Origin of the sequence: Lentzea sp., from assembly GCF_035525475.1 — a bacterium.
Lineage (GTDB): Bacteria > Actinomycetota > Actinomycetes > Mycobacteriales > Pseudonocardiaceae > Lentzea.
The window spans coordinates 1-24,243 of record NZ_DATLEC010000180.1 but is presented as its reverse complement, the minus strand read 5'-3'; the positions used below and the strand labels follow the sequence as shown (position 1 = coordinate 24,243).

The 24,243-nt window shown below is 70.0% G+C and carries 23 protein-coding genes and 1 pseudogene; 15 read left to right on the top strand and 9 right to left on the bottom strand.

From position 1 onward, the window contains the following. Together VM306_RS28895 and VM306_RS28890 are read left to right on the top strand one after the other, a co-directional pair. A partial coding sequence (locus VM306_RS28895; RefSeq protein ID WP_325520749.1) for a DEAD/DEAH box helicase occupies positions 1-1,405 on the top strand: 1,405 nt, incomplete at its 5' end. Between the two features lie 206 nt (positions 1,406-1,611). Next, a complete protein-coding gene (locus VM306_RS28890; protein ID WP_325520748.1) occupies positions 1,612-2,274 on the top strand; it encodes a hypothetical protein in 663 nt (220 codons plus the stop codon). On the opposite strand, the gene VM306_RS28885 is transcribed toward VM306_RS28890, so the two are convergent. Next, positions 2,264-3,424 (bottom strand): epoxide hydrolase family protein, encoded by a 1,161-nt coding sequence (locus tag VM306_RS28885; RefSeq protein ID WP_325520746.1) that lies wholly within the window; start codon positions 3,422-3,424, stop codon positions 2,264-2,266. The genes VM306_RS28890 and VM306_RS28885 overlap by 11 nt on opposite strands. 63 nt (positions 3,425-3,487) lie before the next feature. On the opposite strand from VM306_RS28885, the gene VM306_RS28880 reads away from it, so the two are divergent. From VM306_RS28880 to VM306_RS28860, 5 genes are all read left to right on the top strand, one after another. Continuing rightward, positions 3,488-4,456 carry a helix-turn-helix transcriptional regulator gene (locus tag VM306_RS28880; protein ID WP_414672463.1) on the top strand — a complete coding sequence of 323 codons (969 nt, stop codon included), beginning with the start codon at positions 3,488-3,490 and terminating at the stop codon, positions 4,454-4,456. 58 nt (positions 4,457-4,514) lie between these two features. Then, positions 4,515-5,861, top strand: a complete 1,347-nt coding sequence (locus VM306_RS28875; RefSeq protein ID WP_325520742.1) for an alpha/beta fold hydrolase — start codon at positions 4,515-4,517, stop codon at positions 5,859-5,861. Between the two features lie 22 nt (positions 5,862-5,883). Continuing rightward, positions 5,884-7,023, top strand: a complete 1,140-nt coding sequence (locus VM306_RS28870) for a sensor histidine kinase (protein WP_325520740.1) — start codon at positions 5,884-5,886, stop codon at positions 7,021-7,023. Beyond that, the gene (locus VM306_RS28865; protein WP_325520738.1) at positions 7,020-7,670 is read left to right on the top strand and encodes a response regulator transcription factor; all 651 of its coding nucleotides are present in this window, start codon (positions 7,020-7,022) and stop codon (positions 7,668-7,670) included. The genes VM306_RS28870 and VM306_RS28865 overlap by 4 nt, the downstream gene beginning before the upstream one ends. A gap of 86 nt (positions 7,671-7,756) precedes the next feature. After that, entirely contained in the window at positions 7,757-8,059 is a 303-nt protein-coding gene (locus VM306_RS28860) for a hypothetical protein (protein ID WP_325520736.1), read from the top strand. Here VM306_RS28860 and VM306_RS28855 read toward each other — a convergent pair. Both VM306_RS28855 and VM306_RS28850 read right to left on the bottom strand, forming a co-directional pair. Beyond that, positions 8,002-8,634 carry a hypothetical protein gene (locus VM306_RS28855; RefSeq protein ID WP_325520734.1) on the bottom strand — a complete coding sequence of 211 codons (633 nt, stop codon included), beginning with the start codon at positions 8,632-8,634 and terminating at the stop codon, positions 8,002-8,004. The two genes, VM306_RS28860 and VM306_RS28855, sit on opposite strands and share 58 nt — an antisense overlap. Before the next feature lie 47 nt (positions 8,635-8,681). After that, positions 8,682-9,299, bottom strand: a complete 618-nt coding sequence (locus tag VM306_RS28850; protein ID WP_325520732.1) for a hypothetical protein — start codon at positions 9,297-9,299, stop codon at positions 8,682-8,684. A 388-nt stretch (positions 9,300-9,687) separates the two neighbouring features. Here VM306_RS28850 and VM306_RS28845 point away from each other — a divergent pair, with 388 nt between their 5' ends. Then, the gene (locus VM306_RS28845) at positions 9,688-10,683 is read left to right on the top strand and encodes a hypothetical protein (protein ID WP_325520730.1); all 996 of its coding nucleotides are present in this window, start codon (positions 9,688-9,690) and stop codon (positions 10,681-10,683) included. 73 nt (positions 10,684-10,756) lie between these two features. On the opposite strand, the gene VM306_RS28840 is transcribed toward VM306_RS28845, so the two are convergent. From VM306_RS28840 to VM306_RS28830, 3 genes and pseudogenes are all read right to left on the bottom strand, one after another. After that, positions 10,757-11,191 carry a hypothetical protein gene (locus tag VM306_RS28840; RefSeq protein WP_325520728.1) on the bottom strand — a complete coding sequence of 145 codons (435 nt, stop codon included), beginning with the start codon at positions 11,189-11,191 and terminating at the stop codon, positions 10,757-10,759. Between the two features lie 234 nt (positions 11,192-11,425). After that, a pseudogene (locus VM306_RS28835) lies at positions 11,426-11,608 on the bottom strand (erythromycin esterase family protein); the annotation flags it as partial. A gap of 45 nt (positions 11,609-11,653) precedes the next feature. Then, on the bottom strand, positions 11,654-11,818 hold the full coding sequence (locus VM306_RS28830; RefSeq protein WP_325520726.1) for an erythromycin esterase family protein: 165 nt from the start codon (positions 11,816-11,818) through the stop codon (positions 11,654-11,656). Between VM306_RS28830 and VM306_RS28825 the strand changes: the two genes are divergently transcribed. Next, entirely contained in the window at positions 11,789-12,271 is a 483-nt protein-coding gene (locus tag VM306_RS28825; RefSeq protein WP_325520751.1) for a GTP-binding protein, read from the top strand. The genes VM306_RS28830 and VM306_RS28825 overlap by 30 nt on opposite strands. A gap of 146 nt (positions 12,272-12,417) precedes the next feature. Continuing rightward, entirely contained in the window at positions 12,418-15,504 is a 3,087-nt protein-coding gene (locus tag VM306_RS28820) for a glycoside hydrolase family 2 TIM barrel-domain containing protein (RefSeq protein WP_325520724.1), read from the top strand. A gap of 57 nt (positions 15,505-15,561) precedes the next feature. Here the strand turns inward: VM306_RS28820 and VM306_RS28815 are convergent, their stop codons facing one another. After that, the gene (locus VM306_RS28815; protein WP_325520722.1) at positions 15,562-16,983 is read right to left on the bottom strand and encodes an RICIN domain-containing protein; all 1,422 of its coding nucleotides are present in this window, start codon (positions 16,981-16,983) and stop codon (positions 15,562-15,564) included. Between the two features lie 500 nt (positions 16,984-17,483). Here VM306_RS28815 and VM306_RS28810 point away from each other — a divergent pair, with 500 nt between their 5' ends. Both VM306_RS28810 and VM306_RS28805 read left to right on the top strand, forming a co-directional pair. After that, entirely contained in the window at positions 17,484-18,194 is a 711-nt protein-coding gene (locus tag VM306_RS28810) for a ThuA domain-containing protein (protein ID WP_325520720.1), read from the top strand. Then, positions 18,164-19,270, top strand: a complete 1,107-nt coding sequence (locus VM306_RS28805; RefSeq protein WP_325520718.1) for a Gfo/Idh/MocA family oxidoreductase — start codon at positions 18,164-18,166, stop codon at positions 19,268-19,270. Before VM306_RS28810 ends, VM306_RS28805 begins: the two co-directional genes overlap by 31 nt. A gap of 15 nt (positions 19,271-19,285) precedes the next feature. Here VM306_RS28805 and VM306_RS28800 read toward each other — a convergent pair whose 3' ends face one another. Together VM306_RS28800 and VM306_RS28795 are read right to left on the bottom strand one after the other, a co-directional pair. Next, on the bottom strand, positions 19,286-20,473 hold the full coding sequence (locus tag VM306_RS28800; protein WP_325520716.1) for a fumarylacetoacetate hydrolase family protein: 1,188 nt from the start codon (positions 20,471-20,473) through the stop codon (positions 19,286-19,288). A gap of 111 nt (positions 20,474-20,584) precedes the next feature. After that, positions 20,585-21,193, bottom strand: a complete 609-nt coding sequence (locus VM306_RS28795; protein ID WP_325520714.1) for a TetR/AcrR family transcriptional regulator — start codon at positions 21,191-21,193, stop codon at positions 20,585-20,587. Positions 21,194-21,286: 93 nt separating this feature from the next. Between VM306_RS28795 and VM306_RS28790 the strand changes: the two genes are divergently transcribed. From VM306_RS28790 to VM306_RS28780, 3 genes are read left to right on the top strand one after another with little or no spacing between them, the layout of a single operon-like run. Beyond that, on the top strand, positions 21,287-22,294 hold the full coding sequence (locus tag VM306_RS28790) for an alcohol dehydrogenase catalytic domain-containing protein (RefSeq protein ID WP_325520712.1): 1,008 nt from the start codon (positions 21,287-21,289) through the stop codon (positions 22,292-22,294). Positions 22,295-22,312: 18 nt separating this feature from the next. Beyond that, positions 22,313-22,915 (top strand): NADPH-dependent F420 reductase, encoded by a 603-nt coding sequence (locus tag VM306_RS28785; RefSeq protein WP_325520710.1) that lies wholly within the window; start codon positions 22,313-22,315, stop codon positions 22,913-22,915. Positions 22,916-22,958: 43 nt separating this feature from the next. Then, entirely contained in the window at positions 22,959-24,065 is a 1,107-nt protein-coding gene (locus VM306_RS28780; protein WP_325520708.1) for an alkene reductase, read from the top strand. Positions 24,066-24,243: the final 178 nt, after the last annotated feature.

The window sequence follows — 24,243 nt, the reverse complement described above, 5'->3', positions numbered from 1 at the left end:
CGACCTCGCCGGTGCGGACGCGGTACCGGATCGCAGTGCCGCCAACGGTTTCGTCCCTGCCGACATCGAGCACGAGGTCGACGCGACCACACTGGACACCAGCCTGCTGAAGGTGTCGCTGCGCGGCTACCAGGTGTTCGGGGCCAAGTTCGCGCTCGCCCGCAAACGCGTCATCATCGGCGACGAGATGGGACTGGGTAAGACGATCGAGGCCATCGCGGTCATGGCCGACCTCGCCGCCGGTGGGCGCCGCGGGTTCCTGGTGGTCTGCCCGGCGAGCGTCGTCGTCAACTGGGTCAACGAGATCGCCAGGCACAGCGACCTCGTGCCGCACCGGATGCACGGCGCGGGCCGCGACGACGCGGTCGGCGAGTGGCTGGCGCAGGGCGGCGTCGGCGTGACGACGTTCGGCACGTTGCCGAAACTGGTGCTGCCGGAGAAGTTCCGCCCGGCGCTGGTCGTGGTCGACGAGGCGCACTACGTGAAGAACCCGGACACGCAGCGCTCCCAGGCGGTCAACACGATCGTGCAGCGCGCGGAACGGGCAGTGCTCCTCACCGGCACGCCGATGGAGAACCGCGTCGAGGAGTTCCGCAACCTGGTCGCCTATCTCCAGCCGGGCGTGGCTTCCCGCACGGGCACCATCGACGCCGTGGTAGGAGCGAAGGCCTTCCGCCGCGTCGTCGCACCGGTGTACCTGCGGCGCAACCAGGAGGACGTGCTGGGGGAGTTGCCGGAGCTGCTGGAGGTGGAGGACTGGGTCGAGTTCGGAGACCAGGACCGGGGCGCGTACCTCGACGCGGTGCGCGAGGGGAACCTGATGGCCATGCGCCGCGCCGCCTACGCGCCGGGCACTCCCGACGGCTCGGCGAAGCTGGAGCGGTTGCTGGAGATCATCGAGGAGTCGAGGGACAACGGCTGGAAGGTCGTGGTGTTCTCGTACTTCCACGACGTGCTGGACGCGGTAGCGGACCACGTCGAGGTCTTCGGACCCCTGACCGGCGCGACATCGGCGCAGGGCCGTCAGCAACTGGTGGACGCGTTCACGGCGTGCGAGGACCACGCGGTGCTGGTGGCCCAGATCGAGGCGGGCGGCGTGGGCCTCAACATCCAGGCCGCGTCCGTGGTGATCATCGCCGAGCCGCAGTGGAAGCCGAGCACAGAGGACCAGGCGATCGCCCGTTGCCACCGGATGGGCCAGGTCCGCAAGGTCCACGTGCACCGGTTGCTGGTCAAGGACAGCGTGGACGCGCGGGTGCAGGAGATCCGCGACCACAAGACCCTGCTGTTCGACCACTACGCGCGCGAAAGCGACACGAAGCACTCGCACGCGAGCGCGCTGGACTCGGCGGTGTCGGTGGAGCAGCAGGTGGTGCGGGCCGAGCAGCAGCGCCTCGGCCTCTGAGCCGGGCGCTCCGGGCTGCCGCCGGGACCGGTGACCTCGGCGGACAGTGCCATGCGACCGTCCGCGACCGACGGGGCTGCGACTGTGCGTAGCAGCGTGCTCACCAGCGGGGATGTGAGCATCAACACCCGCCTGTGACGTTCCCGTGTCCATTCCGTAACGTGGCCCGCTGCGCGACCCCCGTCCCCAACGCAAGGTGCTCCCGAATGTCGGGCCGACATAGAACGCAGCAGACAGCCAGCCGGAAACTGCCCATCGCAGTCGCCGCCACCCTCAGCGCGGGCCTCGTCGCGACCTTCTGGGTCGTCCGCGATTCCGACCAGCCGGTGGATCCGACCGGAGCGGCCGCCAACCTGGCCGCCTCGTCGATCCCCGTGAGCCAGGAGTCGGCGCCTGTCACGTCGTCGACCACCGCGCCGCCGTCCTCGCAACCTCCGGTGACCACCACGGCGCCTCCGGTGACCACGACTGCACCCACGACCACCACGCCCCCCGCACCGCCTCCCGCGCCGCCCTGTCCGACCACCCTGGACGGCGTGAAACCGCACGTGGCGCAGGTGGGTCACCACCTCGCGGCCAAGTTCGGCGTCGACGACATCGGTGGCGCCACCGGCCGGGGCGGCTCCGGCGAGCACCCTCTCGGCCTGGCGCTGGACTTCATGGTCGACACCGCCACCGGCAACGCCCTGGCCGAGCACGTGCTCGCCAACCGCCGGGCGCTCGGCGTCACCTACGTGATCTGGCGCCAGCGCTACAACGACGGCAGCGGCTGGTCGCCTATGGAGGACCGGGGGAGTCCCACGGCCAACCACATGGACCACGTGCACGTGTCGTTCCAGGCGACCGCGACCGTCAAGGTCACCTGCTGATCTCTTCGGGCCGCATGCGGGAGATGCCGCGGAAGAAGGCGCGGATGTCGTCCGCGAGCAGCTCCGGCTCCTCCATCGCGGGGAAGTGACCGCCCTCGGCGAACTCGCTCCAGTGGCCGATCGCGTTCCCGGGGTCCATCGCGCGGCGCACGAGCGGGTGGGTGTCGAACACTGCCCATCCTGTCGGCACGCCGGAGGCCATGACCAGGTCGAGTCCGGAGTGCTCGGACTCGTAGTAGAACTGCGCGCTCGACGCGCCGCTGCGGGTGAACCAGTACAGGCTGACGTTCGCGAGGAGCTGGTCGCGGTCGACCGACTCGTCCGGCGTCCGGTGGTCGCCCCTGGTCTTGAACTTCTCGGTGATCCACGCCAGTTGACCGACCGGCGAGTCGGTGAGCGCCGCGCCGATCGTGTCGGGACGGTGGTCCTGCATCAGGAGATACCCGTGATCGGCCGCGTCCTCGGCGCGCACCGCCTCGACGTGGGCGATCTCGTCATCGGACAGGCCTTCCGGGAACGGGAACTTGTCGCCGAGGAACCCGAGCAACCGGGGATCGCTGCCGATGTGCGTGCCGATCACGCGCTCCGGGTAGAGGGCCGCGAGGCGGGCGGTGGTGCCCGAACCGATGTCGGTGCCGTGGGCCGCGAACCTCTCGTAGCCGAGACGCGTCATGATCTCGGCGTAGGCATCCGTCGTCCGCGCCAGCTCCCAGCCCGTCCCCGACAGCGGGGTGGAGAACCCGAAGCCGGGCAGGGACGGGATGACCACGTGGAACTCGTCGGTCAGCAGCGGGACGAGTCGCTGGTACTCGACGAACGATCCCGGCCAGCCGTGGTTGAGGACCAGCGGGGTGGCCCCCGGGTTCGCCGACCGGGCGTGGACGACGTGGAACGTCTGGCCGTCGACGACCGTCGTGAACTGGTCGTGCTCGTTGAGCTTCTTCTCCTGCGCACGCCAGTCGAATCCGTCGTGCCAGTACTCGGTGAGCTCCTTCAGGTACACCGGCGGGATGCCGCGGCTGAAGTCGGTGCGATCGTCCCGGCCCGGCACGGGGAACGGCCAGCGCGTGTGTGCCAGCCGGTCGCGAAGGTCGTCGAGGTCTGCCTGCGGGATGTCGACGCGGAACGGCGTGAGTGCGGTGTTCTCCATGACCTCGACGTTGTCAGGCAATGCGGCAGGATTGCTTCCGCGATCGCTGGAATGATCGAGAACGTGCTGGAGACCTCGGCTCGTCTGCTCGAACTGCTGTCGTTGCTCCAGCTGAAGCGCGACTGGACGAGCACCGAGCTCGCCGGCCGGCTCGCTGTGAGCACGAGGACCGTGCGCACCGACATCGGCAAGCTGCGGTCGCTCGGGTATCCCGTCGACGCGCGCCCCGGCGTCGCGGGCGGGTACCGGCTGGCCGCCGGGACCGCCATGCCCCCGCTGCTGCTCGACGACGACGAGGCCGTCGCCGTCGCGGTCGGGCTGGGTGCGGTCGCGACCCAGCGGCTCGGGGTCGAGGAGACCTCGCTCACCGCGCTCGCGAAGCTGGAGCAGGTGCTGCCCTCGCGTCTGCGCCGGCGCGTGGAGGCGGTGCGCGAGGCGATGAGCGTTGTCCCAGGAGCTGGGCCGCCGCTCGATCCCTCGGTTCTCGGCGCGGTCGCTGCCGCGATTCGCGGCCACGAGCGGCTCCGGTTCGGATACACGAAGCCCGGGGCCGACGAAGAGGCGCGCCATGCGGAACCGCAACGGCTGGTGAGCTGGGGAACGCTCTGGTACCTGCTCGCGTGGGATCTCGACCGTGACGACTGGCGGGTCTTCCGTGCCGACCGCATGGTCCCGCACGCACCGACGGGTGCGCGGTTCCGGCCGCGACTGATCCCGGACGACAGCGTCGTCGAGTACGTCGTCGGACGCGTCAGCAAGGGGACCGGGAGGTACCGCGCCCGGCTGCTCGTGCACGCTCCCGCCGCCAAGCTCGCCGCGAAGATCCACATCCCGGTCGGCATCGAGGCGGTCGACGAGTCCACGTGCCGTGTCGAGGTGGCTTCCGACGACCCCGACCGGCTCGCGCTGTGGATGGCGCAGCTCGACGTCGACATCGAGGTGATCGACGGGGACGAGCTCGCGGTGGCGTTCGACCGCCTCGCGACGAGGTTCCGCCGCGCGGCCGGTGGCGCATTTCGGCCGTCGCGGTGAGCGGGATGTCTGTCGAAAGGCAGACGCATCAGCGTGATCCGGGTGATCGAATCGAGGCGTGAAAGCGCTGATGATGCTCTTGGCCGCGGTCGGTCTGCTCGCGGGAGGCGCGGGGCCCGCCACCGCTGCCGAGGGCCTGACGTGGCGGGAGTGCCACGACGGGCTGCGGTGCGGCGAAGTCCTGGTTCCCGCCGACTGGACCCGCCCGGCCGGCGGCACCCGGATCGCCGTGCCGTTGCTGAAGATCCCGGCTCGGGAGCGCAAGGCCGGTGTTCTCCTGCTCAACCCCGGTGGCCCGGGGTCGTCCATCCCCAACTTCGCGTTTCCTGGCTACCGCGAGCAGTTCGCGGACCTCGCGGCGCGGTTCGACGTCGTGGTGTTCGACCCGCGCGGCATGGGCGTCGCCTGCCCGAGCCCGAATCCCGGTCCGTTGTCCTCGCCGGTGACCGAGCCCGCCCATCGCGAGTACGCCGCCGCCAACGGCCGGTTCGCGGCGGACTGCGCGGAGACGATGGGCGCGTACCGGGGGCGGCTCAACGCTCGCCAGGTCGCGCACGACATGGACGCCATCCGGCGTGCGCTGGGTGAGCGTCGGCTCAACTACTTCGGCAACTCGTACGGCACGGTGTACGGGCAGATGTACGCGGAGCTGTTCGGCCACCGGGTCGGGCGGATGTACCTGGACAGCGTGCTGGACCACACGCGGCGCGACCCGGCCGAGTGGGCTCGGGCCGGTGCCGTCGCGGCGGAGAACAACCTCCACCGGATGGCGCGCTGGTGCGCGGCCGACGCCGGTTGCGCACTGCACGGCAAGGACGTGATCGCCGTGTGGGACCGCGTGCTGTCCATGCCCGGCGTGGACGTGTCCGCGTTCCTCGGGTGGGCCGCGGCCCGGATCGGCAACGACAGGGGCTGGCCCGCGCTGGCCACCGGACTCGCGCAGGTGGAGGCCGGCGACACGACGGTGATCACACCGCGGCCCGGTCCGTCCGACGTCGGTCTCGCGCGGACGGCGTTCTGCTCGGACTTCCCCTTCCCCGACGACTTCCCGGCCGTGAAGCGGGTGGAGGACCGGCTGCGGACGGTCGCGCCCCGGCTGGGGTGGGCGGCGGCCCCGTGGCGGGTCTCCGGGCACTGCTCGGGTGTGCCGGGGGAAGGGCTCAACCCGCCGGCCGCGTTGTCCGCGATGCCGGACGTGCTGGTGGCGAACGGCGAGCACGATCCGTTGACCCCCGCCGAGCACGGCCGCCGCGTCGCCGCTCAGCTGGGAGGCGCCTACCTGCCCGTGGAGGGCAACCACGGGCTCTACCTCAACGGCAACGCGTGCGTCCGCGACCACGTGCACCGCTACCTGCTGGCAGGGGAGCTGCCCGCGCCGGACGCGCGGTGCGGCACACCGGTCTGACCTGGCCGTGTACAACTGGGGAATGGGTGACCACCGGGTGTCCGGTTCCACCGGCCGCCCGGCGGGACCGCGCTCGTGGTGGTCGTTCCCGGAGCGGCTTCGCGGCACCACCGGAGGCGACGCGGTGGTCGCCGGTGCGGCCGCGGTCGTCGTGTCGGTGCTCGGGCTGGCCGAACACCGCTCCGCGAGTCCGCTCGTCGTGGTCGTCGCGTCGGTCGCGGTGGCGGTTCCTTTGCTGCTGCGCCGTCGTTTTCCTCTGATCACGGCGTCCGCGTCCGCCGCGATCGTGTTCGTCGTCGCCGTGCCGGACTGGTCCGGGCGCCTGGTGGCCATGGCCGCGTTCGGTTCCGCCGCGTACCACCGCCCCCGGCCGGCGGTGCTCGTGCTGGCAGTGGGGTGGTTCCTCGTCCTGTCCGTGGCCGGAGTTCGCTCACCGACGGCCGCGACCTGGACGGACCTGCTCCTCCTCGGCATCGCGCCGGTCGCCGTCGGCTACGCCCTGCGCATGCACCGCGACCGTGCTGACCACGCTGAACGCCTCTACCGGGAAGAGACCCGCAGCGTGATCGCCGAGGAGCACGCCCGCATCGCCCGCGAGGTGCACGACGCGGTCGGCCACCACCTCACCGTGATCCGGATGCAGGCCAACGCCGTCCGGCACGTCGCCCGCTCCCTGCCGCCGGTCGCCGACCGGGCGCTGGCCACGATCGCCGAGGTGTCGGCCACCGCGCTCACCGAGGTCCGCGACGTTCTGGCCGCACTGCCCACGCACGGCACCACACTCAGCGACCTGGACGCCCTCGTGCACCACGTGACCGGCCCGAACCGCACCGTGACCCTCACCAGGGACGGCCCGGCGCCGGGCGACCTGCCGCCACTGGTCGACCACGCCGGTTACCGGCTGGCCCAGGAGGCGCTCACCAACGCGCTGCGCCACTCCGACGCGACCGAAGTGGACCTGCGCCTCCACCACGCGCAGGACGCCGTCGTGATCACCGTGGCGGACAACGGTTCCACCACGCCCGGCCCGACGGCCGACGGCACCGGGCTGCGCGGCATCCGGGAACGGACCCGGCTGCTCGGCGGAACCCTGCGGATCGAGCCGAATCTGCCCAGTGGCTGGCTCGTCGAAGCCCGGCTCCCGCTGGGGGAGGAGCGATGATCCGCACACTGGTCGCCGACGACCAGGAGCCCGCGCGGTGGGCACTGCGCCTGGTCCTCGACGCCGAACCGGACATCGAGGTGGTCGACGAGGCCGTGGACGGCGCCGAAGCCGTCGAAAAGGCCCGGTGGCTGGGCGTGGACGTGGTGGTGCTCGACCTGCGGATGCCGCGGATGGACGGCTTGGCGGCCATCCGCCGGATCGCCGAATCGGTCAACCCCGCTCCCGCCGTGGTCGCACTGACGACGTTCGACGTCGACGAGTACCTGTTCGGCGCGCTCCAGGCGGGCGCGGCGGGCTTCGTGCTCAAGGACAGCGAACCGGCGCTGCTCGTCGAGGCGGTCCGTGCGGCGTCGAGGGGGCAGGGGCTGATCGACCCGCAGGTCACCCGCCGCGCCATCCGCCGGTTCGCGCAGATCGCGCCCCGGCCCGCACCGGCCGGGCTGAACCTGCTCACCCCGCGCGAACTGGAGGTGCTGAGGCACGTGGCACGCGGGCTCAGCAACGCCGAGATCGCCCGTGCCCTGACCGTCGGTGAAGGCACCGTCAAGACGCACGTGGCGCGTGTGCTCGCCAAGCTCGGCCTGCGCACTCGCGTGCACCTGGTGATCTACGCCTACGAACACGCCATCCCGGGCACTTCCTGACCCTGCAAGTGCTCCATCACGGCACTGCGACACAACAGCGACACGACCCGGTGCCGCCGGGACGCGCGCGCGGCACGGTCGACCCCATGACCGGATCACGAACCCTCGAGGTCGGCCTGAGGACCGCCGCTCTCGCCGCGGCAGTCCTCGTCGCGGCCGAGGTGCTCACCCCTGTCGTCGCCGCGGAGCTGCGGCCCTTCTGCGAGCGGAAGCCCGCCTGGCAGCCGTGCGACTTCGACGAATCCGTCGAGTGCACAACCACCTGGCGTCCCTGCCGACGGCCGATGACAACGGTGGCCGGCAGGGATCGAGCCGTGAGCACACCGCCGGGTCAGACGCAGTCGGCCAGGCCGCTGGTGTTCGCGTTGATGTCGAGGTTCCAGATGTAGCCGGCGGTGTAGGACCACTGCACGCCGTTGCGGCCGGTGAGCGCGATGCCCAGCACCATCCGCGAGCCCCGGCTGTCGATGATCTTGCAGATCCCGGCGACCGGTTCGTTGAACCACGCCGTGCCGACGCGCGGCGTGCTCGTGCCCGGTCCGGAGTACAGGCCGGTGTCCCGGAACGTGATCATGCGGGGCCACGCGCCGCAGGGCAGCAGATCGGTCATGCCCTGCCAGTAGTCGGGTGGCCAGATGTAGCCGGCGGTGTCGGCCCACTGCGCGCCGGTGCGGCCGGTGAGGTCGATCGCCAGCGCCATCGGCGCGCCGTTGTTGTCGTACGCCAGGCAGATGGCGGCCACGTCGTCCCCCACCCGCGCCGTTCCGACGCGAGGCGTGCTGAGACCGGGAGCCGAGAACATGCCGGTGTCCAGCTTCGGCCTGACGGTCCGGCCGGCTCCCAGCGCCCCTGTCTCGGTGGGTGCTGTCCCGGTGGGTGCTGCCTCAGCGCGCGCCGGCGCGCCCACGCCCACGAGCGTCGCCGCCAGCAGCGCCACCGCGGCGATGATCTTCCCACTCCTCATGCGTCCCCCAGGCATGTTGTCGAGCGAAGAGGTGAACGCGCTGCGAATCAACTGGCGCCGCAGTCTCTCAAGGCGTCGGTCGACTGAGCGATGTCGGGGTTCCAGACGTAGCCCACCGTGTTGGCCACCTGGACGCCCGCACGTCCGGACACGGCGACACCCAGCACCATGCGCCGGCCGTTGCTGTCAGGGATCTGGCAGATCCCGTACAACCTCTCCCCGCCCCAGACCGTGCCCGCCCGTGGTGTGCTGAGGCCGGGAGCGGTGTACAGGCCGGTGTCGCGCAAGGTGCTGTACGTTCCGTAAGCCGTGCAGGTGAGCAAGCTCGTCGGAACTCCGACGAGGTCGGCCTCCCAGATGTAGCCGACGGTGTTCGACCACTGCACGCCGGTGTGCCCGACGCGGTCGATGCCGAGCACCATGTCCTGGCCGTTGCTGTCCCGCTGCCGGCAGACCGCGGCCACGTTGTCCCCGGCCCACGCGGTGCCGACGCGGGGTGTGCTGAGGCCGGGAGCCGCGTACATGCCGGTGTCCACCCTCGGGGTCACCTGCGTCCCGATGCCCAGCGACCCGAACTCGCTCGCCTGCCCCGGCAGGCCCGTTCCGGCGACGACCGCCGACGCCATGGCCACCGCCGCCGCGATCTTCCAGTTCTTCAAACGCACTCCCAGGATGGTCGGACCGGTGAGCTGACGCTACCTGCGGGAGGTTCGTCGGAACCTCGGCGCGGACCTGGTTGCACAGAAGCAGCGGACAGACGTTGGGCACGTCGTGCAACTGTTCCGTGGTACGAGTTCTCCTCGGGCCGTGCAGATACGACCTCGTCGACCAATTCATCATTCTTGCCCTCAAGGGCGGCCCGACGCCTGCGCGAATGGCCCCTTCGAATTCGGCGCCTTCATGGCAAGTAACCAACCGGCGAACATCCACGATCGCTTCCTGAGATGCACAACGACATTTCCGTATCTGGCAGTCGCCACGCGGTACCTGCCTTCTGGAGGCCCGGAAAGCGCTTCCCACTCACGAACTTCCCCATCCATGAAGGGAAAACGCGTGCGTCTGAGAAAGATTCCAACCCTGTTCGTCATCGCGGCGACCGCCGTGGCACTCGCCGCCGGCCCGGCCCAGGGCGCCAGCTTGCCCGACACCCCGGGAAAGCTGGGCGACCAGCGCCCGGTCGCGGCCGACCTGGCCGCCGGCAAGGCCGCCTCGGCGGTGAGCCCGGCGATCAGCCAGGCATCGGCCACGATCCAGTCGCGGATCGTTCAGCACGTCCAAAGCCAGGGAACCAAGTACACGTTCGGTGCCTACGCCGACGCGCTCAGCGGCAAGGTCGTCATCGAGACGGATGCGCCGTCCGACGTGGTGGCCTCCCTGGTGGGCACGAACGCCGACCTGGTCGAGGTCCGCGAGCAGACCGTCACCGACGACGCCGGCCGCCGGGACGACGTGCCCGGCTTCTGGGGTGGCGCCGGCATCACGTTCGCTGCCCCGAACAGCCACTGCTCGGCCGGCTACACCGTGCAGAACTCGGCCGGCACCCGGTTCATGGTCACCGCCGGCCACTGCTTCGCCAACGGCGCGACCGCCGTCACCGAGCTCGGCGGCCGCGTCGTCGGCACCGCGAGCGGCAACGGCCTGCCGGGCGAGGACATGGTGCTCCTCGGCGGGCAGTCCTACGGCGCGTCCATCTACGTCGGCGGCGTCGACAGCACCACCGGCCACCACGTGGCCTCGGCGGCCAACCCGATCGTCGGCTTCGCCGACTACTGCCACAGCGGCCGGACCACCGGCGAGCACTGCGGTCACACCGTCAGCAGCATCACCGGCACGGTGTGCACCTCCAGCGGGTGCAAGTCGCCGGTTGTCGTCTACAGCGGCGGAACCCTGCCGCAGGGCGGCGACTCGGGCGCACCGTTCTACGCCCTCAGCGTGAGCGGGAACGACAAGCACATCCGGGGACACCACATCGCCTCCGGCGGCACCACCCGGTACGCCGAGATGTGGAGCCGCGTCCAGGCCAGGTTCGGCGTGTCGATCGTGACCTGAGCCCTGCCCCGAACCCGTTGACCAGCGGTCGCGGCCAGGGAGCGATCCTCCCCTGACCGCGACCGCGGACGGCTCAGCTCACTTCGAGCGGCCACGGCCCCCCGGCGACGACGACCGCGGGTGCGTGAGCGCGGTTGACCACGACCACGGCGAACACCTCGTAGCCCCCGGCCGGTAGCACCCCGCCGGCCGCGCACTGCTGGATGGTCCCCCGAGCGGTGAACACCTGGCTGACGCCAGCACGAAGGTCGACCATCTGGCCTACCAGGTCCTTGGGCGGAGGTGTGGCCACGACCTCCCCGGCCCTCGCGACGTACACGTCCGCTTCCGGGGTCGTCACGCCAGAGATCTCGGCCCCGGTGCTGGTGACGGTCACCGTGCCGGCGAACGTCCCGTCACCGTTCCTGTCGGCCCGCGGCGGGAACTCGCCGGTCACGGACAGGCCCTCGATCCGGCCGGCCAGCGCGTCGATCCGGTCTCCGCAAGCGGGAACCGATGCCTGCTCCACCACGTCACCTCCCGGAGCCGCGGACTGCGCCGGCCCCACCGTCTGGTTTCCAGCTGCCGCACACGCCGTCCCGAGAACGAGGGGCAATGCGAGAGCCGCGAGATTCCTGATCATCAGTGTCCGAGCCATGTGCGCTCACTCCCCGGAACGCGTTCATCGGTCACCGACAGGACGTAACGCATACCTCCCGCAGTTGCACGGTGGTCGTTGTTGAGCGAAAAACGTTGCCCGTTCTCAAGCGCCGCTGGGAAAGGTCTCCGGTTCCAGCGTGTCGATCTGCCGGATGTGCAGCGGATGCAGGGCGCGGATCTCGTTGAACCAGAGGAAGGCGTCGTAGCGACCGCCGAGCCTGGTGGGCAGGTAGTTGCGCACGCGGTCCTGTCCGGGGTCGTAGACGACGCCGATGGCGCGGTGGGGGAGTTCGGCGGAGCAGGTCGGGACGTTCGGTGCGGGGGAAGACCATCAGAGCCCGGTCGGGTGCGTTCGCGTGCAGCACGTGGAGTTGTGAGCGCGCAGCCAGCGGGTGAAGTCGGCAACCTCCTCGTTGGCCCACATCCACGTCGGCCACCGGTCGTACGCCAGCAGCGCCGCGCGCGGATCCTCGGGTGCGTCGGGGGAACAGCGCACCGTGGCTCGGTCGCGTTCCGCGCGTCGCGGCCGTTTCACCCCGCACGGCTGATGGCGGCGCTGGCCGACTGGGAAGGCGTGTTGCGCAGCAAGGGTTTCTGCCACATCGCCACGCGTCCGGACGTGCTCGCCTTGTGGTCGCAGGCAGGCCCGAACCTCACGCTGGAACCGGGAGAGCTGCTGGACTCCCCGCAGGGCCGCCAGGAACTCGTGTTCATCGGCGTCGGTCTCGACCTCGACGAACCACGCCGGCGCCTGGAGCCGGCGTTGCTGACCGAACAGTCCGTCCACCGCGGTGGACGGGCCGGTTGCCACCCGCCTCGACGGGCAGGCGACCTCGGCGCCAGCCGATTCGACGAAAATTCGACTCGATCGATTCGAGAAATCGACGCTTGGTTCGCGTCCGCCGCCGCGATGAAACGCAGTTCGTGCTCGAGGACAGGCACCCGCTGAAACTCGTGTCGATGCGGCCGACGGCGTGTCTGTTCGAAATCGCGAACCGTTCGCAGTGAAAAACAAAGTCGCCGGCGGGGTTGTCCTGCGACCCGGTTGACGATTGTCTGAGTGAGGTCTTCGGGACAGCACATCAGGAGGAGTCCATGCCGGTCTCACGGCGAGCAGTCATCAGCGCGGCCGGTGTTGTCGTCGTCGGCGGTGTGGCGTCGCCGGGAGTCGCGCTCTCCGCGCCGGACCGGGAAAAGGCGAGGATCCCGCGCAGTGAGGACTTCACCGGTGGGTGGCGTTTCGCACTGGTCAACACCGACGGTGCGGAGGCGGCGGAGCCCGCTGTGAACGACCGGATGTGGCGTGATGTCACGGTGCCGCACGACTGGAGCATCGGCCTGGATCCTGTCGCCGGTCCGCACACGACGGCGGGCAGCGGGTTCCTGCCCGGTGGGACGGGCTGGTACCGCAAGACCTTCACGTTGCCGAGTTCGGTGACGGGCAAACAGGTAGCTGTCGAGTTCGACGGCGTCTACATGGACGCGCGGGTCTACTTCGGCGGTCGTGAGGTCGCTCATCACCCTTACGGCTACACCGGTTTCGCCGTGGACCTCACGGGGATGGTGCACACCGACGGCAAGACGCCGAACGTGATCTCTGTGAGAGCCCGCAACCAGGTGCCGAGCAGCCGCTGGTACTCGGGCAGCGGCATCCACCGCTCGGTGCGGCTGGTGGTGACCGACCCGGTTCACGTCGTGCGGCACGGGGTTTTCGTGACCACGCCCGAGTTGCACCGTGAAGGACGCGGTGGCGTGGCCACCGTGCGCGTGGCGGTCACCGCCGTCAGCGAGGCACGAGCCGAGCAGGCCCGTGTCGTCGTGACGATCAGGGACGCGCGGGGGCGGCGGGTCGCCACTCGCAGCGCCCCGGCCGCTCTGGACGGCGCACCACTCACCACGACGCTGGAGCTGCGGGTGCCCGACCCGCGGTTGTGGTCGACGAGCGACCCGTACCTGTACTCCGTGGAGACCCGGCTGGAGGTCGGCGGGCGGACCGTCGACACGACCACCACCCGGTCCGGCCTGCGCTGGTTCTCCTTCCACCCGGCCGACGGCTTCTCGCTCAACGGTGAGCGCGTCAAGCTGCGCGGCGTCAACCTGCACCACGACCTGGGCGCCCTGGGAGCGGCATTTCACCGCGATGCCGCCGAACGGCAGTTGCGGCTGATGCTGTCCATGGGCGTCAACGCGCTGCGCACCTCGCACAACCCTCCCGCGCCCGAGGTGGTCGAACTCTGCGAGGAACTCGGCATCATGATGATCGTCGAGGCGTTCGACTGCTGGCGCTCGCCGAAGAACAAGTACGACTACGGCCGGTTCTTCGACCAGTTCAGCGAGTCCGACATCAAGGAAATGGTGCACGCGGCGAAGAACTCGCCGGCGGTCGTGCTGTGGTCGATCGGCAACGAGGTGTCGGACATGGGCACCGAGGCGGGTGTGCGGATCACCGAGCAGCTCATCGCGCACGTGCGGTCGGTGGACACGACCCGGCCGGTCACGATGGGCTCCGACCGGTATCGGACGGTGCCGGCGGACGGTTCACCCAACGACCGCATCCTGCGGCTCCTCGACGGCATGGGGCTCAACTACAACACCGCCGGCGCGGTCGACGCGCTGCACGCGAAGTACCCGGACAAGTTCTTCTACGAGTCGGAGTCGGCCTCGTCGACGATGACCCGCGGCGTCTACGACCGCCCGGACCTGCTGAACACGGGTCAGGACTTCACACCGGGCCGCCGCGGCATGTCGTCCTACGACAACAACCTGGCGTCGTGGACCATGAGCGGCGAGTACGCGCTGAAGAAGGATCGCGACCGGCGGTTCTTCGCCGGTCAGTTCCTGTGGACCGGGATCGACTACCTCGGCGAGCCGACCCCGTTCTGGGACGACTTCCCGGTGAAGTCGTCGTTCTTCGGGGCCGTCGACACGGCGGGCTTCCCCAAGGACCTCTACCACCTGTTCCGCTCCCAGTGGACCACCGAGCCCGTGGTGCACCTGCTGCCTGTCGACTGGACGACACACCGGCCGGGCGCTCCGGTCACCGTCCGGGCTTACAGCAACGTCGACACGGTCGAGCTGATGCTCGACGGCAGGTCTCTCGGCACACGCCGGTTCGACCGCAAGACCACGGTCCACGGCGAGTCCTACCTGGAGACGACCGAACCGACCGGTGACGACCGGACCGTCGTCGGCGGACCGTTCCCCGGCAGCTACACCAGCCCCAACGGCAGCGCGGGTCACCTGCACCTGAGCTGGACGGTGCCGTTCCAGCCCGGTGAGCTGGTCGCGATCGCCCGCCGCGGTGCCACCGAGGTCGCCCGCGACTCGGTGCGCACCGCCGGTGCGCCCGTCGCCGTCCTGCTCGACGCCGACCGGAGCCGGATCGACGCCGACGGCCGGTCACTGTGCTTCGTCAGCGCCCGAGTGGTCGACGCACGGGGCGTGACCGTGCCCGACGCTTGTCACCTCATCCGGTTCGAAGTCGATGGCGGCCGGCTCGCCGGACTGGACAACGGCAGGCAGGAGAGCAGCGAGAACTACCAGTCCACCGCGCGCACCGCGTTCAACGGGCTCGCGCTCGCGATCGTGCGTGCCACCGGCCGCTCCGGGCGGATCCGCATCCGTGCGATTTCGGACGGCCTGCGCACCGGCACGGCAACCGTGGTCGCCGCAGGCCGTACTTGTCACGACGCAGCTAATCACCCCGAACCGATCTCGCCACTGCTCGCGGCGGCGCAGGCTGGTCCCCACGCGGACGCGAGCTTCTCCGGAACGGCGACCGCCGTCCCCTCGACGATGCTGGACGGCGATCCCGCCACCGGCTGGTCGACCTACTTCCGGCAGGAGGCCACCGCGCTGCTGCCCGAGATCAGCTCGGCCCACGAGACGGCCTGGGTGTCGGTCGACTGGCACGACGAGCGGCGCTGCTCCACCGTTCGCGCCTTCTTCACCACCGACAGCGCCCATTCCCGCCCCTCGGCGATCACGGTGAGCCGGTGGGACGGCAGAGCTTTCGTCCCGGTTCAGGACATCCGGATCACCTGGGCCGACAGGTCCGACGAGCCCACGTCGATCACTTTCGCTCCGGTGACCACGTCCCGGCTCCGGCTCGACCTGACCAGCGCCGCCCCACGCACACCGCGTGGTTTCCTCCGGCTGAGCGGGCTGCAGTTCGACGACTGAGCCGCTGAACCAGGACGGGGTCGTGGTCCTTCGTGCCGGCGAGCGCGGGCACGACCGTTAGACGGGCGTGCGTGACCACTGCTGGTTCGTGCCGGTGTTGCACGTGTACTGCTTGAGGATCGCACCGTCCACAGTGGAAGCGGCCGGCACGTCGACGCACTTGTTGCTGTGTCGTGCCCGGAGCTGGAAGTAGCTGCCGTTGACGACCATCTGGAACTGCTGGTTGGTGCCGCTGCCGCAGGTGTACTGGACGAGTTCGGCGCCGTCGCTGGTGGATGCGCTCGTGACGTCGAGGCATTTGCCGCTGTGCCTGCTGATGATGCGCCAGTAGCCGCTGCCGGCGTCCTGGAACTGCCATTGCTGCCAGGCGTTGCCGTTGTAGGTGTACTGGCCGACGCGCGCGCTGTTGTCGGTGTTCGGCTGCTGGACGTCCATGGCCTTGCCGCTGTGGCGCGCGGTGATCCGGTAGAACGTCTCCACGGGCGGGTTCGTGCCGTCGCCCCAGGCGTACCGGAGCCGGTCGGCGCCGGAAGTGTTGCGGAGAGTCAGGGTGAGGTCGGTGCCGCTGCCGCTCAGGGAGTACATCGAGTAGTGGTCGTAGCCGATGTTCCCCGGCTTGCCGCCGATGGCCGGCCAGTAGGTGCCACCCATCCTGTTGTCGCGCATGACCTGGGCCATGGCGCGGATGTGGCGGACGAAGTTGTTGCTGCTGTTCGCGTCGCCGTAGTCGAGACCGGTGGACATCGGCGCGCCGAACTCGGTGGCGACCGCGCGGGAGGCGCAGTTGCCCAGCCGCGTCTGGATGTGGCTGCGGAACTGGTCGTACGTCATCGCGCCGTAGAAGAAGGCGTAGTGGTGGAAGGAGAACAGCGTCGAGTTGAAGCGGCTGTCGTTGCAGACGTCCCGCAGGTCCTGGCTGAAGCCGATGCCGCCGATGAGCACCCGCGAAGGCACCGCGGAGGTGTGGTAGCTGAGCCAGTTCGCGGCGACGTCGCGCCATTCCGCCGAGCTGTAGCCGACCGGCTCGTTCATCGGCTCGAAGTAGACGTTGCCGTTCGAGCCGTAGGTGTTGGTCACGCTGGACCACATAGTGTTCCACGCGGCCATGTTCGTGATCCTGCCGTTGGATGCGGCGCCGTCCTCCCAGTAGGCGAGGACGACCTTGAACCCGCGTTCGGTGGCGGCGTCGATGGCGCCCCGGTAGGCGTTCCACCAGGTCGTGTCGGCCACGGTGTGGGTGTTGACGGGCAACCGGACGGTGTTGACCCCCAGGGTGGAGGCCATGTCGTCGTAGAGGGCGTTGGCCTTGGCCCGCACGGTCGCGTTGCTGTCGGACTTGCTCAGGCCCTGCACGACGAGCGCGGTGGTGCTGAAGTTGTCGCCCAGCACGGCCCAGTTCATGCCGCGGAACTGGCTCGTGGCGGCATCGGCCGGGGGTGTGGTGACGACCAGGTTCAGCGACGCGGTGAGCACGGCCACCGCAACAGCGATCAGCGGTCGACGCGACGACCGGGTCTTCCGTGACGGTCCCGGGTGATGACGGTCAGGTGCCGTGATCACTGTCATGAGATGTCCAATCACTAGATCAGTCGCGCCGGCGCAGCCGGTCGCCGCGATCACTGCTGTCACCCGCATCGGACAGAACGGTTCCCACAGCAAGGATTGCGGACGTCCCGTCGATCGTCCACCGCTGTCTTCCGAACCGTCGAAGCGTTCGACAGCGGAGGCGAGGCTCACGTCTCTCGCCGACCGCGAGCCGATTTCACGCCCGCTCTTCCGCTACCACGCCGTCCTGGTGGACGGCCACGCGGAACGCCCTTCACCCCGACTCGCCGCGAGCACTTCAGAAACGGACGGTGGCAGTAGGACCTTGCGAACTCGTACTTGACCGACGGTGACGTGCGCGGCAATCTGCAGTTGGCGTGCCGATCAAGATGTTCCGAGACCGATGCGTGGTAAGCGGTTCCCAGGGGGTGGGCGTGGCACGGCCGAAGGCGCTGGTGGTCCGCGGTGGGTGGGAAGGCCACCAGCCGGTGGAGGCCACCGAGTTGTTCATCCCCTTCCTGGAGCACGGCGGCTATTCCGTGCGGGTCGAGGAGTCGACCGAGGTGTACGCCGACGCCGCCGAGATGGCGTCCACCGACCTGGTCGTGCAGTGCGTGTCGATGTCGCGGATCACCACCGAGGAGTTGGCCGGGCTGCGGGCGGCGGTCGAGGCCGGCACCGGTTTCACCGGCTGGCACGGTGGCATCGTGGACTCGTTCCGCGCGTCGGCGGACTACCTGCAGCTGGTGGGCGGCCAGTTCGCCACGCACCCCGGCAAGGAGCCGTGCGAGCGCCAGGGCGGCCAGGAGGACAACTTCCTGCCGCACACGGTGACCATCACCGCGCTCGGCCGGGAGCACCCGATCACCGCGGGCGTCGAGGACTTCGAGCTGGTCACCGAGCAGTACTGGGTGCTCCACGACGACCTGGTCGACGTACTGGCCACCACGACCCACCCGGTCCGGCCGTGGCACCCGTGGCACCGGCCGGTCACCTCCCCGGCGATCTGGACCCGCCTGTGGGGCGCCGGGAGGATCGTGGTGACGACGCCGGGGCACAGCCTGGACGTGCTGGAGCACCCCAGCGTCCGCACCATCATCACGAGGGGGATGTCGTGGGCGACCCGCACCGCGTCGGCATCGTAGGTCTCGGGTTCATCTCCCGCGCCTACCTGGACACGCTCGGCAACCACCCCGCGGTGCGCGTCACCGCGGTCGCCGACCTCGACGCCACCCGCTCGGCCGCGGTCGCAGCCGAGCTCCCGGGCACCGAGGCGGTCAGCGTCGAGCGCCTGCTCGGCGGGACGGACGTCGACACGGTGCTCAACCTGACCGTTCCCGCGGCCCATGCCGAGATCGCGTTCCGCGCGATCGACGCCGGCAAGAACGTCTTCGGCGAGAAACCGCTCGCCGCCACCTTCCCGGACGGCCGAGAGATCATCGACCGTGCTGCCGCGGCCGGTGTCCTGGTCGGGTGCGCACCGGACACCGTTCTGGGCACGGGGACGCAGACCGCGCGGGCGGCGATCGACAGCGGGCTCATCGGACGCCCGCTCTCCGCATCGGCCGTGATGGTCACGCCGGGGCACGAACGCTGGCACCCCAACCCCGACTTCTACTACACCGCGGGCGGCGGTCCGTTGCTGGACATGGGGCCGTACTACATCACCGCACTGATCCACCTGCTCGGCCCGGTGCGCACGGTGCTCGGCGCAGCGAGTCGCCTGCGCACCGAGCGCGTCATCGGCTCCGGCGCGCGGATGGGCCACCGAATCCCGGTCGAGGTCGACAGCCACGTCTCCGGCGTGTTCGAACACGCCAACGGCGCGCTCTCCACCATCACGACCAGTTTCGACGGGGTGGCCACCACAGCCGCGCCGATCGAGGTGCACGGCGAGACCGGCACGCTCGCGGTCCCGGACCCGAACCACTTCGACGGCGAGACCCGCCTCTTCCCGCTCGGCGGCACCGGATGGCAGACCCTTCCCCCCAGCGCGGGCTACACGGGCGCAGGGCGGGGAATCGGCCTCCTCGACCTCGTCACCGCCGGCGGGCAGCGGGCCCCGCGCGCCGGCGGTGAGCTCGCGCTGCACGTGCTCGAGACGATGACCGCCGTGCTCCGGGCGGCGGAGGAGGGGCGGCGGATCGAGCTGACGACCACGGTGGAGCGGCCACCGCCGGTGCCCCTCACACCCGTGGACGAGTGGTCCCTCAGCCGTTGATCAAGCGGCCCGGCGTCACCTGGGGCTGTGTGAGCCCAGCAGACCGCGGGCGGCGAGGTTCTCCATCAGCGCGGTGATGCCGAACGTCCAGTCTTCCGCGTCCTCGGCCGTGTTCACGACGTTCGTCAACGCGCCCAACCGGGGCGAGGAGATGCGGACGACGTCCCCGACCTTGTGGGTGAACCCTTCGCCGGGCTGGTCCCGGTCCTCGGTCGGAGCGAACATCGTGCCGGTGAACAGCGCGAAGCCGTCGGGATAGCGGTGGTGGGCGCCGAAGGCGTGGGACACGAGGTCCTCGAGCTCCCGGCTGATCTCGGAGACCGGGTTCACGCCGTGCAGCTCGAAACCGTCGGGGCCGGTGATGTCCAAGGCGATCTCGGTGGCTTTGGCGTCCGCCAGGGTGAACCCGTCGTCGAACAGCCGGAGGAACGGTCCGATGGCGCAGGAGGCGTTGTTGTCCTTCGCCTCGGTGAGCAGGAGAGCGCTGCGGCCCTCGAAGTCGCGCAGGTTGACGTCGTTGCCGAGCGTCGCGCCGACCGGGTTTCCGCGCGAGTTCACCACCAGGACCAGTTCGGGCTCGGGGTTGTTCCAGGCCGAGCGGGCGAGAACGCCGATGTCGGCTCCCGGCCCCACCGCCGAGAGCACCGGGGCCTTGGTGAAGATCTCGGGGTCCGGGCCGATGCCGACCTCCAGGTACTGCGACCACAGACCCTCGGCCTGAAGAACCCTCTTCACCTCCGCGGCCTCCGCGGACCCCGGCTTCAGGTGGGAGATGTGGCCCTGGACGATCGCGCCCACCTTCGCGCGAACTTCCTCGGCCCGCGCGGGATCCCCGTCGGCGCGCTCCTCGATGACCCGCTCGAGCATGCTGCGGACGAACGTCACGCCGGCGGCCTTGAGCACCTGCAGGTCGACCGGTGCCAGGAACCGGGGCACAGCACCGGTCGGGTTCGTTGAAGCGGCCAGAACCTCCGTGAGCGACCACGACGTGCCGCCCGAGTGGTTCTTGACGATCTCCAGCGCGTCCGGCCGCTCGAGCAGTGACGACACGGTCGGTGTCAGCCGAGACAGGTCGACGACCTCCTCGCCGCGGATCGTCACGACCGAAGGACCGCCTGCGGACGGGTCGAAGACCCTCGCGACAAGTGTGGCGTCCGCCGCGTCCCGGGGGAGAACGTCGGTGGCGGTGAGTGAGATCCCCATGGAGATCCTTCCTGCTCGCACTGCAGATCAGGTCGAAGTCCCGATGAGCTTCCTCCGCCTCGGCTCCGAGTGACAGCTCTGCCTCATCGGCGATGGCGCTGTCACGTCACTTCAGTCGAGGGCGTGGTCGCGGCCGGCTTGCAGGATCTCGTCGGACAGCGATGGCTGGACGTGGCGCACCGCGCGGGCGAGCATCATCGTTCCGACCAGTTCGCCGAGCAGGCGCATGGCCCTGCGGCGGGCCTGGTCCGGGTCGGGCGTCTGCCCCTTCGCCTCGGCTTCGCGCAGGAACTCGGCGGTGAAGCCGGCGAGGTACCCCTCGACGCCCTCGGCGTACGCGCGTTGCACCGTTTCGCTTTGCCGCCCGGCATCGGTGACCAGGGAGCTGGAGGGGCAGCCGCCGTCCTCCGAGTCCCGGTGGGCGATGGACAGATATCGGGCGACGACCCGCTCCAACGGGGAGCCGGCCTCGCCGTCACCGTCTTCGATCTCCTGCGCAAGGACCCCGAGCGATGCGGCGAACGACGTACCGCACACCTCCACGGCCAGGTCGTTCTTGGACGCGAAGTGGTTGTAGAAGCCGCCGTGGGTCAGGCCCGCTTCCTTCATGAGCTCCGCGATGCCGACCGCGTCGATGCCCTGGGAGCGGAACATCCGGCCTGCGGCGTCGACGATGTTCTGCCGGTTGCGGACTTTGTCTTCCTTGGTGATCCGCGGCATGGCCGGCTCCCCAGCTCTTGACTATTTCAATGATGGCTCTCATCATAACAGCGTCTTACGATGATGACCGTCATCATTAACTGGGGAGGGCGCATGCGCACCATCAGCTACGACCAGCAGGGACACGCCGCGCAGGTACTGCGCCTGGAGGAGCGGCCGGCACCGGCGGCACCCGCCGCCGGGCAGGTGCTGGTGCGGGTACTGGCCCGGCCGATCCACCCGGGCGACCTGGCCGGCGTGGAGGGCTTTCCGGGTGTGCCGCAGCAGGAGTTCGCCACGCCGCAGGTACCTGGTCTGGAGGGGACGGGAGTCGTCGAGGCGGTCGGTGAGGGCGTGCCGGGACTGGTGTCCGGTCAGCGCGTGGCGTTCTTCCCGGTACCGGGCGCCTGGAGCGAGCTCGTCACGGTGCCCGCCGAACTGGTCGTGCCCGTGCCCGAGCGGATCAGCGCGGAGACAGCGGCAGTGCTGCTGGTCAACCCGATCACGTTGCTCACCTTGCTGCGGGCGGTCGAGGACTCCCGGAAAGGCCAGGCGGGACCGGTCCTCCAGACGGCCGCCGGTTCGTCGATCGGGAAGCTCGTCAGCGCCGCCGCGCTGCGGCACGGCTTCCCGTTGGTCAACCTGGTCCGCGGCGCCGCGGGAGCGCGGGAGTTGCGGCGACGCTTCCCCGGACTGCCGGCGATCTCGACCGGCGACGCGGACTGGCGCGCTCAGGTTCGGGACGCGGTCGGCGGCCGAGGCGCACGGGTCGTCCTCGACGCGGTCGGTGGATCACTCACCGGCGAACTGGCCGCGCTGCTGGCCGACGGCGGCACGCTGATCTCCTACGGCGCCCTCGGTTCCGGGAGCACCCCGCTGGAGTCGCTGGCGCTGGTTCCGCGAGAACTGACGGTGCGAGGCGTGTCGGTGGGCCGATGGCTGACCCGCACACCCGCGGAGCGGGCCGAGGACGTCGCCTTCGCCATCAGCCTGACCGAGACCTCCCCGGAACTGTTCGAGGTCGCCGGCGCCTACGACCTCGCCGACTTCGCGGACGCCATCGACCACGTCCGCCGCCCTGGCAAGAGCGGAACCGTCCTGCTCACCAGTCCAACCTCCTGAACCCCGAAGGACATCACCATGAAGATCGGTTCCATCGGCGCAGGGAACGTCGCCCAGGCCATCGCCCGGCACGCGGCGCGTCAGGGCCATCAGGTCGTGCTGAGCAACAGCCGCGGCCCCGCCTCGTTGACCGCCCTCGCCGAGCGACTCGGACCGCACGTCACCGCCGGGACGCGCGAGGAAGCGGCCTCGGCGGAGCTCGTCCTGCTCGCGGTGGGCTGGCCCCAGGTGCCGGACGCGGTGGCCGGACTCCCGCCGTTCGACGGGCGCGTCGTCATCGACACCACCAACCAGTTCGCGTCCCCGCCCCCGCACGCCGAGATCGCCGACCTCGGCCCGCTGACCGGCAGCGAGTACGTCGCCTCACTGCTGCCGGGTGCCCGCGTGGTGAAGGCGTTCAACAGCCTCTACGGCCAGTACATCGCCGCCGATCCGCGTCATGACGCCGGACGCCAGGTGCTGTTCCTGGCCGGTGACGACGCCGATGCCAAGACCACCGTCATCGAGCTGACCACGAGTTTCGGGTTCGCTCCCGTAGACCTCGGCCCACTGCGCGAGGGCGGACGCCTCATGCAGCTCGGCGGCCCGCTCTCGGCCCTCCACGTCCTCAAGCAGGACTGAACAGGGCTCCCGCCCACCGTCGTTCCAGACAAGGAAGATCCTCATGACCAGCCAGCTGCGAACCTCCACCGACCAGCCCCTGCTGAGGCCGGTCCGCCTCGGCGCGCTCGACCTGCCCAACCGCGTGATCATGGCCCCGATGACCAGGGCCCGCGCCGACAACGCGGACCTGGCCCCCACCGACCTGCACGCCACCTACTACGCGCAGCGCGCGGGTGCCGGCGTGATCATCACCGAGGGAACCTGGGTCAACACCGACGCGATCGGCTTCATCGACGTCCCCGGCATCTACAGCGAGGAACAGACCACCGGCTGGAGGAGGGTGACCGACGCCGTCCACCGAGCGGGCGGGCGGATCATCTCCCAGCTCGGCCACCTCGGCGCGATCTCCCACCCCGACCACCTCGGCGGCCGCCTGCCCGCGGGCCCGTCCGCGGTCAACCCCGGCGAGCAGTCCTTCACCCCTGAAGGACCGAAGGACACCGTGACCCCGCGAGCGTTCACCGCCACCGAGATCGCCGGCACCATCAGCGCCTACCGCCAGGCCGCCGAGAACGCCCGTCGCGCCGGTTTCGACGGCCTGGAGGTCCACGCCCAGGGCGCGCACCTGATTCCCCAGTTCCTCAACCCCCGCCTCAACCAGCGCACCGACGCCTACGGCGGCAGCAGCGAGAAGCGGGCCCGGTTCCTGCTGGACGCCGTGAGCGACGTGTGGGGCAGCGATCACGTCGGGGTGAAGCTCTCTCCACACTGGACCAGCGGAACCGCGTTCACCGGGGACGAGGAAACGCTCGCCGACTACGACCTGCTGCTCACCAGGCTCAACGACAACGACCTCGCCTACGTCCACCTCGTGGGCTCACCCGGCACGACAGAGGAACGCGTCAGCCACTTCGCCCGCTTCCGCGCCCACTACCGGGGCAACATCATCGCCAACCTCGGCTTCACCCAGACCCTGGCCAACGAGGTCCTGGACCACGGGATCGTCGACGCCGTCTCCTTCGGTGCTCCCTTCATCGCGAACCCGGACCTGGTCGAACGGTTCGCCAACGGGCACCCGCTGGCCGAGAGCGACCGCGCCACCTACTACGGCGGTCACGTCGAGGGCTACACGGACTACCCCGCCTTCACTCCCGCCGACCGCTCCTGACGGCGGGGACAGAACATCTCGTTGCTGGGCTGAAATGTGCGCCGGACCCGTTTTCAGGCGGGTCCGGCGTTGTCACTTCAGGCTCGTCACGTGTTGCCGGCGAAGTAGTAGCACTCGCCGGGGTCGGTCACCGGGCCCAGCTGTTCGCAGTTGAAGATGAGCGAACCGTAGATCGGCG